Genomic DNA, 15,774 nt, shown 5'->3' with positions numbered 1-15,774 from the left:
TGTACGAATTTGGATCAGGCCATGTCAGAAGTAGCCCTCGCCACAGCCCCACTGACCGCTCCGCCGGTCATTCGGGCTCTGCTCGCAAAGCTCGCCATCCCCTACACGGAAGTTGCCGAACAACCTGGCCTGAATCCCGCGCGAAAGGTCCAGGCGGTGCTGCTGGAAGATGCCGTTGGCGCTCTCATGGTGCTGTTCCCCCAGAACCAGTTGCTTGACCTCAACCGCTTGGCCGAACTGACCGGGCGCCGCCTGACGGCCGTAGCGCCGGAGCGCATCGAACGCATGCTGGGCAAGCATGAGTTGAGCCTGCTGCCGGGGCTGCCCGCGCTCACCAGCTCGCCATGCCTGTACGAAGGCAGCTTGCTCAACGAACCGAGCCTGCTGGTGCATTCGGGTGAAGCCGGGCTGCTGCTGGAAATTGCCAGCGACATGTTCAAGACCATGCTCACCAAGGCCAGCGCCGGGCACTTCGGCGAGCCGCTGAGCAACATCCGCCCCAACCTCGATCGTCCCAACGATGACCGCGAGGAAATTACCCAGGCGATGCAGGCGTTTACCGCCCGGCGTATCCAGCAACGCCTGGAAGCGACCATCGAAATTCCGCCGCTGGCCGATACCGCGCAAAAAATCATCAAGTTGCGCGTCGACCCCAACGCCACCATCGATGACATTACCGGCGTGGTCGAAACCGACCCGGCCCTGGCTGCCCAAGTGGTGAGCTGGGCAGCGTCGCCGTACTACGCCTCGCCAGGCAAGATTCGCTCAGTGGAAGACGCCATCGTGCGTGTGCTGGGCTTTGACCTGGTGATCAACCTGGCGCTTGGCCTGGCCCTGGGCAAGACCCTGAGCCTGCCCAAAGACCATCCGCACCAGGCCACCCCGTATTGGCACCAATCGATCTACACCGCCGCCGTGATCGAGGGCCTGACCCGCGCCATGCCGCGCGCCCAGCGCCCGGAAGCCGGCCTGACCTACCTGGCCGGCTTGCTGCACAACTTCGGTTACCTGCTGTTGGCCCACGTGTTTCCGCCGCATTTCTCGTTGATCTGCCGCCACCTGGAGGTCAACCCGCACCTGTGCCACAGCTATGTCGAACAGCACCTGCTGGGCATCAGCCGCGAACAGATCGGCGCCTGGCTGATGCGCTACTGGGACATGCCGGACGAACTGTCCACCGCCCTGCGCTTCCAGCACGACCCGACCTACGACGGCCAATACGCCGAGTACCCGAACCTGGTGTGCCTGGCCGTACGTCTGCTGCGCAGCCGTGGCATCGGTTCCGGGCCGGATGAAGCGATCCCGGAGGCGCTGCTGGAGCGTCTGGAGCTGACGCGGGACAAAGCTGAGGAAGTAGTGGGTAAAGTGCTGGATGCCGAGGTGTTGTTGCGCGAACTGGCATCGCAGTTCAACCAGGGCTGAATCTGTAGCCTGTTAGACCGCAATCGGGAGCAAGCCCCCTCCCACATTTGACCGAGCCCCAGCTTTGAAATGCAGTCGAATGTGGGAGGGGGCTTGCTCCCGATGAATCCACCTCGGTCTAGCTGAAAACCCTACTTCTTTTTCTTCGGCTTCAAATACTTGGTCAACCCTTGGAACCAGATTACCAGCGCCGGGTTTCCCTTGATCTGGATCGACTTGTCCTGAATCCCCGTCATGAACGCCAGCTGCTTGTTCTTCGCCTGCATCGTGGCGAAGCCGTAGGCAGCGTCTTTGAAGGCGATGGCAAATGCCGGTGACGGGTGCACACCCGAACGGCTGGTGATGCGCTGGTCTTTGACGATGAAGTGACGGGCAACCTTGCCGTCGAGGGTCTGCAACTGGAACGCCAGGTCTTTATCACCCAACTGTTGCTGGAAGGCGGGATTGGTGCGGCTGGCTTTGCCCATCATCAGGCCCAGCACCCACAGCAGAAGACGAAATTTCATGCACACGGCCTCGGTGTATTTATTAAGTGGCCGCAGCAGTGTAACGATTTGCAGGCAGAACGCCACCGATCTCGCGCTTTAGCGGGAGATCGGCAGGCGTTTAACGCTTATAGCAACATCTTGCTTAAACGTTAGGGCAAGGCACCGGCGCCCAATCGGCCAGGTTCGGATCGCGGCAAGTGCCTTCGATCTGGGCCTTGCCGGCGCTGGCAACCTGCTTGCTTTCAGCTTGCTTGGCCTGCACGGTCTGGATGCTCTTCTCGGTAGTGACCGCTTCTTTAGGCACGGTTGGCAGCACCGGCTTTTTCGCAGGTTTTACGGCTTTCTTACCCTTGGTCGGCGCTACCACAGGCGTGGTGTCGGCGGTGGCCACGGTGACCACGTCGGTGCGTTGCACGCCAACCTGTTGCAGGTCTTTCTCATAAGCCTGGGTGTAGTTGTTCAGGTCTTCACTGGCCTTGCCGTTGACCGCGACGATCAGGTCGTTGGACTCCTTCAGGCCCGCGACGATTTCCGCCAGGCGCTTGCGGCCTTCGGTGTCGTTGACGGTCTTGGCCTTGCGGTCATTCACCAGCTGGGTGAACGCGCTCTGATAGCACTGCTGGGACGCTTTGGCGTAAGCGGTGCTGCGGTCGATGTCGGACGCGCTTTTATTGAAGTCGGTGGAGTAGGACGCAATGCGCTGCTTGTCATCGGCGATCTGCTTTTGACGCTCGGTGTAGTAACCCGCCGCGCCACCAGCCAGGGCGCCGCCCGCAGCACCAATGGCCGCGTTACGACCGCGCTTGTCAGCGTCGCCGGTCAGGGCACCCAGCAATGCACCACCGGCCGCGCCGATGGCCGCACCGGTCACCACCGACTTGGTCATGTTCGAATCGGTGGCGCGCAGGTGCTGCACCGGCTCGTAGCAGTTCGGGTAGTACTCGACCTTGGTGCTCGACGCGACCTTGGAGGCCGGTGACGTGGCGCAACCAGTCAATACGGTACTGAAACCGGCTGCGATCAGCAGCAGGTGACGCTTGGAAACCGCCTTACGGGAAAAAAGCATAGGTGTGATCTCTGTTAAGTTTGACTTGCCCAGCACGGCCCACCGCCGCCTGAGTCCCTTCCAAGCTCGCCGCACAACCAACGGTCAAGACCGCTGACCGCTCGCTGCGAGCAGTTCCTTCAAGATCGTTGCCGGGTCGGCCCGCTGTTGCTTGCGGTAGTTGCCGACATGGCGAACGAACAGTGTCGCGCGCGTCACCAAGCTCTTGCCGAGCACAGGTTTGCGATCCAACTCTTCCTTGATCCGTTGAAACTGAGCCTGGATCACCGCATCGGTATAGCGCGTGCCGGTGGCCAGGTTGTCGATATAGATCGCCACCGCGCCGTCGAGGGCGCTGCGGCCATTGTCGATGGCCGTAGCGAACAGCGTCGCACTGGCTTCGTCCTTGTTGGCCACCGCCTGATCGCGACTCTTCTGCAGGTTGATCAGGCGGATGTTGTAGTTGCTGATGGTCTCGGCCACCAACGCAGCGGACTGAATCAGGTTGCCCGCCGCCTCTTCGCGTTGCTGGGCGATCAGCGAGACGTTGCGCTTGAGCTCTTCGTTGACCAGCCCCAGCTCGGCTTGCAGCTTGGGGTCGACACTGGCGGCAATGATGGTGTCCAGGCGTTTGGTCGGGTCCTGGGCTTCGTCGATGGCATCGGTCAGTGCGGCCAGGCGCCCTTCTTTCTGCCATTGGGCAAACAGCTCCTTGTAGCGCGAACGCGGCGCCGACAGCGCGCCGATCGCCACACGGAAACCGGTGGTCTCATTGCTTTGCTCGGTACCGTCGGCGGCGAACAGCGGGTACTCACGGCGCATACCGGTAAACAGCGTGCCCTCGCCTTCGAGGTAATTGCCGCCCTTGACCACAAAGCCGCCGTAGGTGCCCTGGCGTCGCCCGGCGTGCACCAACTGGAAGGACTCCTGGACCATCTCCGCAGCGTTGCCGATCACATCGAACAGGCCGATCGGGTTGGGCAACTTGGTGCCGATGGGCATCAGGCGTGCAGCCTGGCCGGTGCCGCCGGCCACCTGGTTGAACACCGCGTAATCCGCCAGCGGGCCTTCGCCTTCATGGCCTTCGACACGCCGAGGGAACAAGCGCCCCTCCAACTCCTGGCGGCTCACCGCCTGCCCGCCGCGTGCGGCGTATTCCCATTCCACTTCGGTGGGCAGGCGCACAAACCCCAGGCCACCGTCTTCCGCCGAAGAGCCGCGACCGCTGACCGGCAGCAAATCACGGTGGTATTTCATCAACCAGGCGCTGTACACCGCCGAGAAGCGTTCGGCTTCAAAGCGTGACAGCTTCACCTTGGGCAGCCGCGCCGCCATGCCGGTGGGAATGTCGCAGGCCGGCGCCGGCTCGCCGCTGGCCAGGGACTGCGCCTGGGCCATCACCGCAGCGTATTGGCGGGCGGTCACTTCGTACTTGCCGATGAAGTACAACATGGGCTTGAGTGGGGTCTTGGCGTCGGTCTTCGGCATCAAGGGCGCAATGACGTTGTTCCAATCCTTGGGCAGATCCTTGAGGGTGAACTGGCCGTTGATGAAGTCGCGCCGGTAGCCGGAAATGAACGATTGCTGGTAACCCGCCTCGCCTTCGGCGAAGGGGTAGCCGAGACTGATTTCGCGATCATCCAGTGTGCCTTGGGCCAGTACGTAGGCGTAGCGGAACACCATGTTGCCTTCGCACGGCAGCGGCAGGCTCACGTCGTCCGGCAGCGGTTTTGGATTGTCGAGCTTGTCGCTCGCCTCATCAGCCCAGGCCAGCGAGGCCAGGCTCAGCACCACACAGGCACCCAGTAACTTATACATCTCTGATTCCTTCAGAAGCCTGGATCCGCGCCACACGCCAACCACCACAGGCCGCCGCCACGGCGCTGACGCCGAGGACTGCAACCAGGGCCAGGCCGTAATGACGCGCCAGCAGGTGGCTGGCGTATTCGCCCGGAACCTGCACAAATAGCTTATTCAACCCCGCCTCGGCCAGGCCATACAACCCGGCACTGAGCACGGCGGCAGCACCTGCGCTGTACAACGCCTGCACCACCACAAACCACAACAGCCCACCGGTGGAAAAGCCCAACAGGCGTAACACCGACAATTCCCGGCGCTTGCGCGCCACGGCCGCCAAGGCCCCGGCGAAGATCGCCGCGAACGCGCCCGCCAAGGCCAAACCGGCGATGATCCAGAATACGATCGACAGGTTGCGGCTCAACGACTGCACCTGCGCGATAGTGTTCGCCTGGGTCGATACCAACAGGTTCTGTCCGGCGAAATACACACGTAACACTTCTACATCGCTGAGACGGCGTGCGTACAGGCGAAATGCCGGGTACACCCGCTGCTCATTCGCACCGACCGCTTCACCTTCCCACCCCAGCGCCGGCACCGCACGGCCGTCGCGATAATCTTCGGCTGCTTCCAGCAGGGCCAGGTCGGCAAACAGCCCATCACGGGCAAACGCCTCCAACGGCAGCACTGCCAGCACCTGCACACGCATGCCCCGGGCTTCGACACGCCCAGCCACTTGCCGCGCAAAACGGGTGTCCAGCCAATCGCCGGGGCGTGCCGCAAGCTTTTCGGCGGCGGTGTGGCTCAGCACGATCTGGTCCATGCCCTTGGGCATCGGCAAACCGGCCAGCAACGGGTCACCCGGCGCGGTCGGCAGCATTTCCAGGGTCAGCGTGCCGACCTGAGCCGTCGCTGCAATCTGCCGCGTGCGCGGCACGGCAAACGCCACGTCGCTACGTTGCCCCAGTTGCTCGACAAACGCAGCGCTGAATCGACCACCGCCCAACGGAATAATTTCACGGGTAGCGGGGTCGGTCTCCAAACGTTCGGTCAAACTGCCAACCAGTCCAAATTTCAAGCCAAATAACACCAGCAACGGCGCGATCACCGCCACCAACGCCAACACTGAGCAGGCCGACAGCCAGGCATCGTTGCGGTAATCCTGCCAGGCCAGGGACGCCACCAAACCGATGCGCATCAACAAGCCTCCCCGAGGGTGGCGGTGACGCCGCCATCCGTGTCGCGACGGCAACTGATGCGCCGCACCTGCAAACCACTGGCACGGGCCAAGGGTTCGTCATGGGTGGCAATCACGCAGGCGGCACGGTGTTCGCGAGCCTGCGCCAGCAGCGCCTGCATGACCCGTTCGGCATTCAGTGGGTCCAGCGACGCGGTCGGCTCATCCGCCAACACCAGTTGCGGCCCGTGGGCCAGGGCGCGTGCACAACTGACGCGCTGACGCTGGCCTACCGACAATGCAGCGGGTTTCTTGGCCAACTGGTCACTGATCTCCAACTGCGCGGCCAGCCGTGTCACGCTGCCGTCATCCGGCAAACCGAGCAGTTTGCGCGACAAGGCGATATTGCCGCGCACATCGAGAAATCCCAACAGCCCGCCGGTTTGCAGCACGTAGCCCAGATGCCTGCTGCGCAACTGGGCCAACGTCGATTGCCGATCCGCTCGCCACAGCCCGCCGATGTCCTGCTGATTGAACTCGAACTGCCCCACCTGATCCGGCGCCAGCACCAACGCCAATAGATCCAGCAAGGTGCTCTTGCCACAACCGCTGGGCCCGACGATCGCCAGTTGCTCACCCGCGCGCAGGTGCAGCGCCGGGATCACCAGGCTGTAACGCTGGCTACCCACGCCCCGGCTCTTATGCATCGCGCTCAGGTTCAGCATTACGGCAACGTCGACAACGGCACGCGGTACAACGCATCGCCCGGCTCGGCATCGCCGAAACGGACCCAGTTGGCCAGGTCATTGTGGAAGGTTTCGTAAAGGCGGATTTTCGAATCCAGCTCGTCGATAAAGTCTTCCTGCTCGGCCACGCTCAACGACAACCACAAGTCCTGGGTCATGTTCAGCGACTTGCTGCGGTACGGCAGGCCTTCCAGGTATTCGCCGAGGAGGCCGCCATCGGCCAGGTTGCCGCCCTTGCGCAACGCCTGCGGGTCGCGGCTCATGTAGGCCGAGGCACTGGCGATTTCCTGGAAGAAGTCCTTGGGTGAGCTTTGGGTTTTGCGCGCCGCGTCGACGATCAGTTTCAGCGACTGCTGCAAATCGTTGAGCTGCAACTTGGTCAGCATCACGCACACCTGGAACGCCGGCAGCGCCGGGTTGGTCAGGTCGCGGTCAGCGGTCCAGGCGCTGACCAGTTGCGGTGCCTGGCTGGCGGTTTTGCGTCCGAGGAAATCCATGTGCATGGCATAGCCGACGGCGGCGGATTTGTCCGCCAGGCTCGGCGCGCTGCTCAGCAACGGCACCGCCTGCGGTGTGTTGCTGCGCACTTGATGGACGAGGTTGGCGAACACCGTGCCGATCTCATCGACGCGCTCGCCCAGTTTGCGCACATCGCCGCCCGGCACTGGCGTGTACAGGTCGCCGATCTGCGGGTTGGCGTCAGCCGTGAGGATGCGGTACTGGCTCTCGGCACCGGCGTGGGTTTTCTTGCCGGCATCGGTACGCAGGTGCAGCGCGTAGATCTTGATCTGCTTACCCAATGCGGCCTGGCGCACTTCGGCTTCGTTCATCTGGGTGGCGGCGAACGGATCGTTCTTGCGCAACGCGCCGGCGTCAGTGACCAGCAGGATAATGCGCCCGCCATAGCCGGACCAATCCATGCCATCCACGGCCTGCATCACCCCAGCAAAAGCGTCTTCGTTGAACGAATGGCTGGACACCGTGGACGCTTTGACTTGCCGCGCCATGTCGAGAAAGCGCTGCGGGTCGCGACCTTGATCCAGGGTGATCAAGGTCTTGGCCACGTATTCCAGGCCCGGGGTTTTCTTGATGCTGTTGCGAAAACCCACCAGGCCGAAGCTGACGCTGTCCAGCTCACCGCGTTCGGCGATACGGGTTTGCAACTCATGCACCACGTCACGCACCTGGTCGATGTAGGGCTGCATCGACACGGTGGTGTCGACCACCAGCACCACAGCGGTACGGAACGCATCGGCACTGACCGAAGGTACAGCCGGCTTGGCAACGCTGCTGCCAGGATCGATGGACGCCACATTGAGCAACTGCACCGGCTGGCCATTTTCGTCGAAGCTCTCTTTGGAGTCGAAGATCGGCAACAGGTAAAACTGGTTCTGCGGCACGGCGCTGGCGGTCGGCTCGAGCGCCAGCACTTGCTGATTGTCTTCGCTGTTTTTCTGCGCCTTGGCCAAGACGTTTTTGGCCGCTGCGGGGTCGGCCAGCAACTTTTCCACTTCGCCGGGCTGGCGCAGGAACATCACCGGTGCCCGGCCCGAGCGCTCGGTAAACTTGAGCACCAGGCTCTGCTTCCAATCGCTGACCTGGGCGGCGGGCAACCAACCGTCACTGCGACCATCGGTAGCGGCGCCGACGCGTACCCACGGGCTGCCATCGACCTCTTTGCGTTGGTACACATACAGCACGGAGAACGCCGGCAAGGCTTTGCCGGGCGCAGCCCCGGCATCGCTGGAAAGCTTGGCGCCGGGCTTGCTGAGCACGCGCTGGAACAAGGTCTTTTTGCCCGCCATCAGCAAGGGGTGCTGACCGCCATCCGCGTCAGCGACCACAGGTTTCAACTCAGGCGGCGGCGTTTTGGGAACGACGGCGGCCGGCGGCGCGGCAGGCTTATCAGTGCCGCTCAACCACCAATAACTGGCGCCGCCGATGGCCAGCGCCACCGCCACGGCCACCGCCGCCAACGCCAATACCGGCCCGCGACGCTGCTCGTTATGCTGGGACGCCGCCGGTGGCACCACCGGTTGGCGCACAGGCTCAGGCGGTGCGCTCGGAATCTCAATGGATTCAGGGGTGATGCCGCCCAGATCAAAGCTCATCGGGACCGGCAACGGCCGCACCAGAGTGGCTTCCAACGAGTCCGCCGGCAGTTGATCGAGCGCCAGCAGCAACGCCGCCGCATCGGGGAAACGATCTGCCGGGTCCTTGGCCAACAACTTGCGCAGCACACCTTGATAACGGCCATGGTGCACCGGCAGTTCCGGCAACGGCTCGGTCAGGTGCGCCAGCGCCGTGGAAAGCGCATCGGTGCCGTTGTACGGCAGCTTGCCGACAAGGATTTCATAGAGCACCACACCGAGCGCATACAGGTCGGCGCGACCATCAATTTCCTGGCCCCGCGCCTGCTCCGGGCTCATGTAGCTGGGCGTGCCCACGGCAAACCCGGCTTGGGTGAACTGGGTACGATCATCCAGGGACTTGGCGATGCCGAAGTCCGACAACACCGCCGTGCCATCGGCGCGGAACAGGATGTTGGCAGGCTTGACGTCACGGTGGACCAGGCCCTGGGCATGCGCATAGCCCAACGCCGAGGCGATCTGGCGGATCAGCGTCACCCCTTGCTCCGGCGTCAGGCCGGCGGCAATGCGCTCCTTGAGCGTGCCATTGGGCAGGTATTCCATGGCCATGTAATACAGCTCACCGACGTTGCCGATGTCATGGATGGTCACGGTGTGCGGGTGCGACAGCCGCGCCAGGGTCTTGCCCTCGCGCAGGAAACGCTCGCAGAAGGTCGGGTCGGCCGCCAGTGCCGCCGCCATCACCTTCAACGCCACCTTGCGTTCCAGCGAGCGTTGGGTCGCCAGGTACACGCTGGCCATGGCGCCTTCACCGATCTCGCCTTCGATGTCATAGCCCGGGATCACGATGTTCATGGCGACACCTTCACGACAATGGTGGTGATGTTGTCCGGTGCACCCCGGTTAAGCCCCAGGTGCACCAGGCTGCGCACGATTTCATCCGGCGCGTCATGCCCCAGCACCTCGCGGATCTCATGATCTTCGACGGTCTTGTTCAGACCGTCGCTGCACAGCAGGTAGCTGTCACCGGGGGCGATCAGCAGGTCGACGACGGCCACCTCCAGCTGGGCTTCCACCCCCACCGCACGGGTGACGATATTGGCGCGTGGATGCACGCGGGCGTCGGCTTCGCTGAGCAGGCCGCTGTCTTGCAGGTCCTGCACGTAGCTGTGGTCGCGGGAAATACTTTCCAACGCACCGTCGCGCAGACGGTAGAGGCGACTGTCACCGGCCCACAGGCACACCCCGCGCAAGCCGCGCGCGGCCAGCACCACCACGGTGCTGCCCATCATGGTCACGCCACGGTTGGCGGTTTCTTCACGCACGATCGCATTGATGCGGATCAGGTCATTACGCAGCGCCGCCGAGTATTCATCGAGGGAGCGCCCTACCGGCACCTGACGCAGACTGTCGACAATCAGGCTGCTGACATAGTCACCCGCCGCATGCCCGCCCATGCCGTCGGCCACCACCCACAGGCGGTTTTCCGGCAGGTCCAGGCAGGCGTCTTCATTGACCTGGCGCACCATGCCCACATGGCTTTTGCTCGCGGATTTGAACGTCGACCCCATCTACACCACACCTTCTTGTCCGAGCAAAAACTGCGCAAAATCGTCGGCGGCAGGCAAGCCCTGACACCGCAATAAACCAGGGGAAATACGTTGCGAGCCGCGGCCCCACCAGAGGCTGGCACCGGCGCAGGCTTGTTCGGCCAGCGCGGTCATCCGGTCGTGAGGCAGCGTGGCGTTCATCCGTTGCAAACCGGCGAAACGACTGTCGACCACTCGCAGCTCGCTGGCTGGAAGGCCCAGCTTGTCGACGCCAGCGTTGAAGCTTTCGAACGTGGCATCGGCGTCCAGGGTACTGAGCAACAGCTCTTCGGCCTGCTCAAACCAGGTATCCGGCCCCCCCACGAGTGACGCAGGATTGGTGTCCTGGTCCAGCAGGGTCACCACCGCCAACGGAAAATACCGCCCGACCCGATCGATACTCGGCATCACCACGCCCGCCGCCGCATCCGGCCCGCACACGCCCGGCGCCAGCACAAAGCGCCACAACGGGCTGACCAGGTACACGTTGAGCCATTCGCCGCCCAGGCTGTTTTGGCTGGCGAGCAAACCTGCCGCCAACCAGCTGTCCCACGGGCCGATAAAACTCTGGGGCAAGGCGCGGCTGACGAAGTCACCGCGGCTGGCCAACTTGCCGTAGAAACCCAGCGTGGTCATAACCGCTCCGGCAGGCTGAAACCGCTGAGCACGCGGCTCTTGAACGGGTTGAAGGCGCTGTTGGCGCGTAACTCGTAGGCAATGCTTGCGCCGTCGACCCGCAGGCGCAGGTTGAAGCGATCCGGCGAGTTACCGGCCGTGAGGTCCGACTGCTCCAGCAGGCGGAACCAGGCCCACGGCCCATCCAGGGTCACACCGGAGCGCCCACTGGCCGACGGCGGCATGATCGAAATACGCACCACGCCAATGCTGCCGGGGTTCGGCCATTGCATCGCAACCGGGCGGCTGGGGCCGTGGTCATAGCTCAATTGCTGGCCATCGAGGTCGAGCAGGAACTGGGTGATGGTCGGGTCCATCGACACCGGCTTGAGTTCGAACCGTACGATGGGCTGGGTGCCCCCGGCGCGGAAGAACGCATCACGAATGGCCGCCGCGCGCTGGAAAGTCTGCAGCACACCCGGCGCGATCCCGAGCTTTTGTGCCGCGCCCGGCTGCCAGCGCCAGGTTGGGGTGGAGGTGTCCACATACGGCTGCAGGTACTTGCGGAAGTAGTTGTCCATGACCCCGCCCACGCCGAAAAACTGGCCAAAGTCATCCAGGGTCGCGTCCCGCGCACTGCCCGGCGACATCGGGTAGCGCCCGGCCAGGGACTGGCGATACACGTTGACCACTTCGCTGACCCAGGCCGCGTTCAGTTGGTTGCGCACCCCGCCCATCATGCTGTTGGTGGTGGAGTTGACCACCGACTTGACCATGCCCTGCACCAAGGGTGGCTGGCGCTCGGCATTCAGGCTGACCCGCGTGGCCGCAGCCGCCGCCTGGTTCTTCGCTTCGCCGAGCAAGGCATCGCCACTGGCGCCGACCATGGCGCTGACCTGCACATACAGCGCATTCATGTCCGCGAGCAGGCCGTCGATGGCCGCCGGCTCGCCTTCATTCTTGCTGACGATGCCGTTGAGTTCGGCAAAGTGTGCGGTCACCGGATCGTCCGCCACCTGCGGCTGGCTGGCCGCCTGTTGCTCCTGGCCGAGCAAGCTGCCCAGGCGTTCCTTGAGCTTGTCGACGCCACCTTCCACCGGCACGCCTTTGGCCGCCAGCTGGCGTTCCTCGGCTTGCAGGTCGGTTTCCTTGGCCACCGCCACCAACAGTTTTTTCAGCGGTGAGGTCGGCCCGGAAATCACCCGCAGCACATCGGCCGCCTGGGCCACGCTGGTGATCGGTACGAAGTCGATGTCTGCCAACAGCGCGTCCCATTGGCGCTGGTAGTCCTGGAAATACAGGCGGCGCACGTCACCGGCCAGGCTCACCACGTTCTGTTGATCGGCCTGCTCGCGGCCCAGCACCCATTGCTCTTCGGCGAGCGTGCCGGTCTGGTTCAGGCTGCTCAGCAAAAACGCCTGGCGGTAGCCCTTGGCGGTGAAGAAACCACTGAGTGGCTCACCCAGCGGCTTGCCGCTCTTGCGACTGAAGACCAGTGCGGCATCGCGGCCGGCGGCTTCATTGATGCGAAAGTCCGGGATGCCGTCGGGCAATTTCTGGCGCTTGACCCGGTCGTACACACGTTGGGCCACCGGCAGCTGTTGCAACTGGCGACGCAGGTCGTCGATCAGCCGCGGATCGAGGCGCGCATTCGGTGGATGGCGGTCAAACAGGGCCTGCAAATGCCCACTCAAGGCCTGGCGCTGGTCGGCCGGCAAATCGCGGGGCAGGTTGCGATCCCAATCCAGGGCGATCCAGGCTTTGATGAAGTCCGGGTCGTAGTGCTCGCTGTCGGCGAGCATCAGGTAAGCCTTGAGCCCTTCGTACAGGAAGTCGGAGTTGCCACCGCCGCGCAGTTGCTCTTCGATACGCGTCACCAGGCGCGGCGCGAACACCGCGATCAGCAGTTTGCGGTACACGCTGCCGGATTCGGCTTCGAGCATATCGCCCTGGTACAGGCCCAAGCCTTCGGCCCAGCCAGGCGGATCGCCGGCAAGGTTTTTCGTGGCGTTGAGCAACGGCAGCACGGCGAGCACTTCACGCTGGGCCGGGCTCAGGTTCTGCACCGCCTGGCCCAGTGGCGCAACCTTCTGGTCGACCTGGGCGATATACGCCTGGTTGGCGCGATAACTCACCCACCACAAACTGCTGACCACCACCACCAAGGCCACGGTGGCCGCCAGGACGCCGCGTGCAATCCACTTGCGCCGACGTTCGACCTTCGGGTTCACCCCGACCAGCCCACGTTCGGCAAACGCCACGGCGCTGAACAGTTTTTCGATGAAGTAACTGCGCCCGGTGCCGCTCTGGCGGGCCAGGTGCTGGCGATCCAGGTTCATGCTCTGGGCCATGGCGCCGATCAGGCGATCAATCGGGCTGCCTTCCTGAGTACCGCTGGTGAAGTACACGCCGCGCAGCAGCACACGTTCTTCGAAGGCATTGGGTTTGAACACACCGTCGAGGAAGCTTTGCAGGCAGTCCTTCAAGGCCCCGAACTGCTGCGGGAAGCCGTAGATCAGGTCGCGTCGCGCCGGGTCGCGTTCCTGTTGCAGGCGTTCCACCAGGCGCTCGTTGAGGCGTTGTTCCAGCCCTGCGAATTCGCTTTGCAGATGCGCCAGCGGGCCGTCGCTGTGCTTGCCGTCGTCCAGGGCAAAGGTCATGCCCCATACCTGGGCGCGGTCTTCCTTGCTCAGGTTGTCGAAGAACTCCATGAAGCCGGGCACCAAGTCGAGCTTGGTCAGCATCAGGTAGATGGGGAAACGCACGCCCAGCTGGGTATACAGCTCCTGGATACGCAAGCGAATCGCCGCCGCGTGGGCAGCGCGCTCGGCTTCAGTCCCGAGCAACAGATCCGACAGGCTGATCGCAATGAACGCACCGTCGATCGGGCGGCGTGAGCGTTGCTTTTTCAGCAGGTCGAGGAAACCCAGCCACGCGGCTTTATCGACCGTGGAGTTGCTGTCTTGAGTGGTGTAGCGGCCAGCGGTATCGAGCAGCACGGCCTGGTCGGTAAACCACCAGTCGCAGTTGCGCGTACCGCCGACACCGCGCACGGCCCCGGCGCCCAATTGGGCCGCCAGCGGGAAATGCAGCCCGGAGTTGACCAGCGCGGTGGTCTTGCCCGAACCCGGCGGGCCGATGATCACGTACCACGGCAATTCGTAGAGGTTGCGCCGCTCATCACCACCGAGCTTGGCTTTCTTCAGCAGCGCCAGGGCCTCGTCCATGCGCTGGCGCAGGGTGCTGAGTTCTTCGGCGGTGGCGACACTGTTGGGGTCGACCGGGGTTTGCGCCGCCAGGCTGCGCATCACTTCGGCGGCCTGTCGACGCGCCTGGATAATGCGGAACACGCGGTAGGCGATCCACACCGCAAACACCAGGATAATCAGCGCCCAGCGGCGCCCTTCCGGCATCAACAGATCGAGCAGCGGCCCGACAAACCAGATGATCAGGCTCAGGGCGATCAGGCCCAGTACCGGGATCACCCAGCGAATCATGAAACTGAAAAACGCCTTCACTCGACGCCCTCCGCCAATACGGTGATTTCAACCCGACGATTACGGGCACGGCCTTCGGCGGTGGCATTGGTAGCCACCGGCTCGGTGTCGCTTCTGCCCTCGGCGCTGAAGCGCTCGGCCTGGCCGGTCTTGGCCGCCAGGATCTCCAGCACCGACTTGGCCCGCGCTTCGGACAACGCCCAGTTGGACGGGAAACGCAGCGTGGCAATCGGGCGGTTGTCGCTGTGCCCGGTGACACGCACCTGGCCTTTGACTTTGCGGATGGCGTCGGCAATGCGCAGCATCAGTGGCTGGTAGTCATCGACGATGCTGGAACTGGCCGAGGCGAACAGTTCATCACCACGAATGGTCACCACGGAACGGTCGACCGCATCTTCCACCGCAACACGACCGGCCTTGATGTCTTCCACCAGGAAGCCGGCCAGGCGTGGGCGTTCGATGATTTTGGGTTGCGCCACCGGACGGTCGATCGACTGCACCGGGATCTCTCCCAAGGCATGGATATTCTTGAACACCGGCTCGGCATCCGACGCCAGTTTCAGGCGCAAGCCGAACAACAGCGCCAGCAGCAGCGCCAGGCCGATGGCCACGGCGATCCACGGCGGCATGAATTGCGCCAGGCGATCACGCGCCACCGTCACACCGCGCCAGTGCGGCGACAGCTCGCGCTCGTGTTCACCACGGGCACTGCGAATCGCCGCCGCCGTGCGCTCACGCAGGGCGTCCAACTGGCTGCGCCCGTCGTTCATCACACGGTAACGGCCTTCGAAACCCAGGCACATGCACAGGTACAACAACTCCAGCAGGTACAAGCGTTCCCGTGGGCTTTGCAGGCAGTGGTCGAGCAGTTGGAAGACTTTTTCACCGCCCCAGGCTTCGTTGTGCACCGTGATCAACAGGCTCTGCTTGCCCCAGTCGCTGGTGCTGCCCCACGGCGTGCTCAGCACGGCTTCATCCAGGGCGGTGCATAGCGCGTAACGGGCCAGCAGCACTTCGTTACGCGGGATGCCGGCGGCTTCAGCACGCTCTTCGAACTGGCGCAAATATGCCAGCAGCTGCGCGCGCAGGCTGGCCGGCGCCGGATGGGCGATGGTGTTGCGCAGGCGTGTGAGCAACGCCAACAACGGGCCGGCGGCGCTTTCCAGCGGATTCAGGCCCTGGCTTTTGCCGGTGAGCATCGGCGCGGCCGGCATCGACAGCGGGGCCGGTTCTGCACGCGCAGGTTCTGGCGCCCGGCCACCCGGGCGCGGCATGAACTGGGTGCGGTCATCATCATTGGGATGCATC

At 63.7% G+C, this 15,774-nt stretch carries 11 protein-coding genes; 1 reads left to right on the top strand and 10 read right to left on the bottom strand.

From position 1 onward, the window contains the following. Positions 1-21: 21 nt before the first annotated feature. A complete protein-coding gene (locus ACQRBV_RS09865; RefSeq protein ID WP_060756677.1) occupies positions 22-1,422 on the top strand; it encodes an aminoacyl-tRNA deacylase and HDOD domain-containing protein in 1,401 nt (466 codons plus the stop codon). A 131-nt stretch (positions 1,423-1,553) separates the two neighbouring features. Here the strand turns inward: ACQRBV_RS09865 and ACQRBV_RS09860 are convergent, their stop codons facing one another. From ACQRBV_RS09860 to ACQRBV_RS09815, 10 genes are all read right to left on the bottom strand, one after another. Further along, positions 1,554-1,928 carry a hypothetical protein gene (locus ACQRBV_RS09860; RefSeq protein WP_010207528.1) on the bottom strand — a complete coding sequence of 125 codons (375 nt, stop codon included), beginning with the start codon at positions 1,926-1,928 and terminating at the stop codon, positions 1,554-1,556. Between the two features lie 124 nt (positions 1,929-2,052). Beyond that, positions 2,053-2,976, bottom strand: coding sequence for a type VI secretion system-associated lipoprotein TagQ (gene tagQ, locus ACQRBV_RS09855; protein WP_060756676.1), 924 nt, complete (start codon positions 2,974-2,976; stop codon positions 2,053-2,055). 84 nt (positions 2,977-3,060) lie between these two features. Beyond that, positions 3,061-4,773 carry a formylglycine-generating enzyme family protein gene (locus ACQRBV_RS09850; protein ID WP_104995026.1) on the bottom strand — a complete coding sequence of 571 codons (1,713 nt, stop codon included), beginning with the start codon at positions 4,771-4,773 and terminating at the stop codon, positions 3,061-3,063. Further along, positions 4,766-5,950, bottom strand: coding sequence for an ABC transporter permease (locus ACQRBV_RS09845; RefSeq protein WP_411984915.1), 1,185 nt, complete (start codon positions 5,948-5,950; stop codon positions 4,766-4,768). The genes ACQRBV_RS09850 and ACQRBV_RS09845 overlap by 8 nt, the downstream gene beginning before the upstream one ends. Further along, positions 5,950-6,654 carry an ABC transporter ATP-binding protein gene (locus ACQRBV_RS09840; protein ID WP_090367950.1) on the bottom strand — a complete coding sequence of 235 codons (705 nt, stop codon included), beginning with the start codon at positions 6,652-6,654 and terminating at the stop codon, positions 5,950-5,952. Before ACQRBV_RS09840 ends, ACQRBV_RS09845 begins: the two co-directional genes overlap by 1 nt. Then, positions 6,654-9,620 carry a serine/threonine-protein kinase gene (locus ACQRBV_RS09835; protein ID WP_411984914.1) on the bottom strand — a complete coding sequence of 989 codons (2,967 nt, stop codon included), beginning with the start codon at positions 9,618-9,620 and terminating at the stop codon, positions 6,654-6,656. The genes ACQRBV_RS09840 and ACQRBV_RS09835 overlap by 1 nt, the downstream gene beginning before the upstream one ends. After that, positions 9,617-10,336 (bottom strand): PP2C family protein-serine/threonine phosphatase, encoded by a 720-nt coding sequence (locus ACQRBV_RS09830; protein WP_090367946.1) that lies wholly within the window; start codon positions 10,334-10,336, stop codon positions 9,617-9,619. Before ACQRBV_RS09830 ends, ACQRBV_RS09835 begins: the two co-directional genes overlap by 4 nt. Further along, a complete protein-coding gene (gene tagF / locus ACQRBV_RS09825) occupies positions 10,337-10,990 on the bottom strand; it encodes a type VI secretion system-associated protein TagF (protein WP_090367944.1) in 654 nt (217 codons plus the stop codon). After that, complete coding sequence (gene tssM / locus ACQRBV_RS09820; protein ID WP_060756669.1) at positions 10,987-14,487, bottom strand: type VI secretion system membrane subunit TssM; 3,501 nt, start codon at positions 14,485-14,487, stop codon at positions 10,987-10,989. Before tssM ends, tagF begins: the two co-directional genes overlap by 4 nt. Continuing rightward, on the bottom strand, positions 14,484-15,773 hold the full coding sequence (locus ACQRBV_RS09815; RefSeq protein WP_090367939.1) for a DotU family type VI secretion system protein: 1,290 nt from the start codon (positions 15,771-15,773) through the stop codon (positions 14,484-14,486). The genes tssM and ACQRBV_RS09815 overlap by 4 nt, the downstream gene beginning before the upstream one ends. Position 15,774 lies beyond the last annotated feature (1 nt).

Source organism: Pseudomonas sp. R11F (assembly GCF_050312575.1).
Lineage (GTDB): Bacteria > Pseudomonadota > Gammaproteobacteria > Pseudomonadales > Pseudomonadaceae > Aquipseudomonas > Aquipseudomonas palleroniana.
This window is presented reverse-complemented; position numbering and strand designations above follow the sequence as displayed.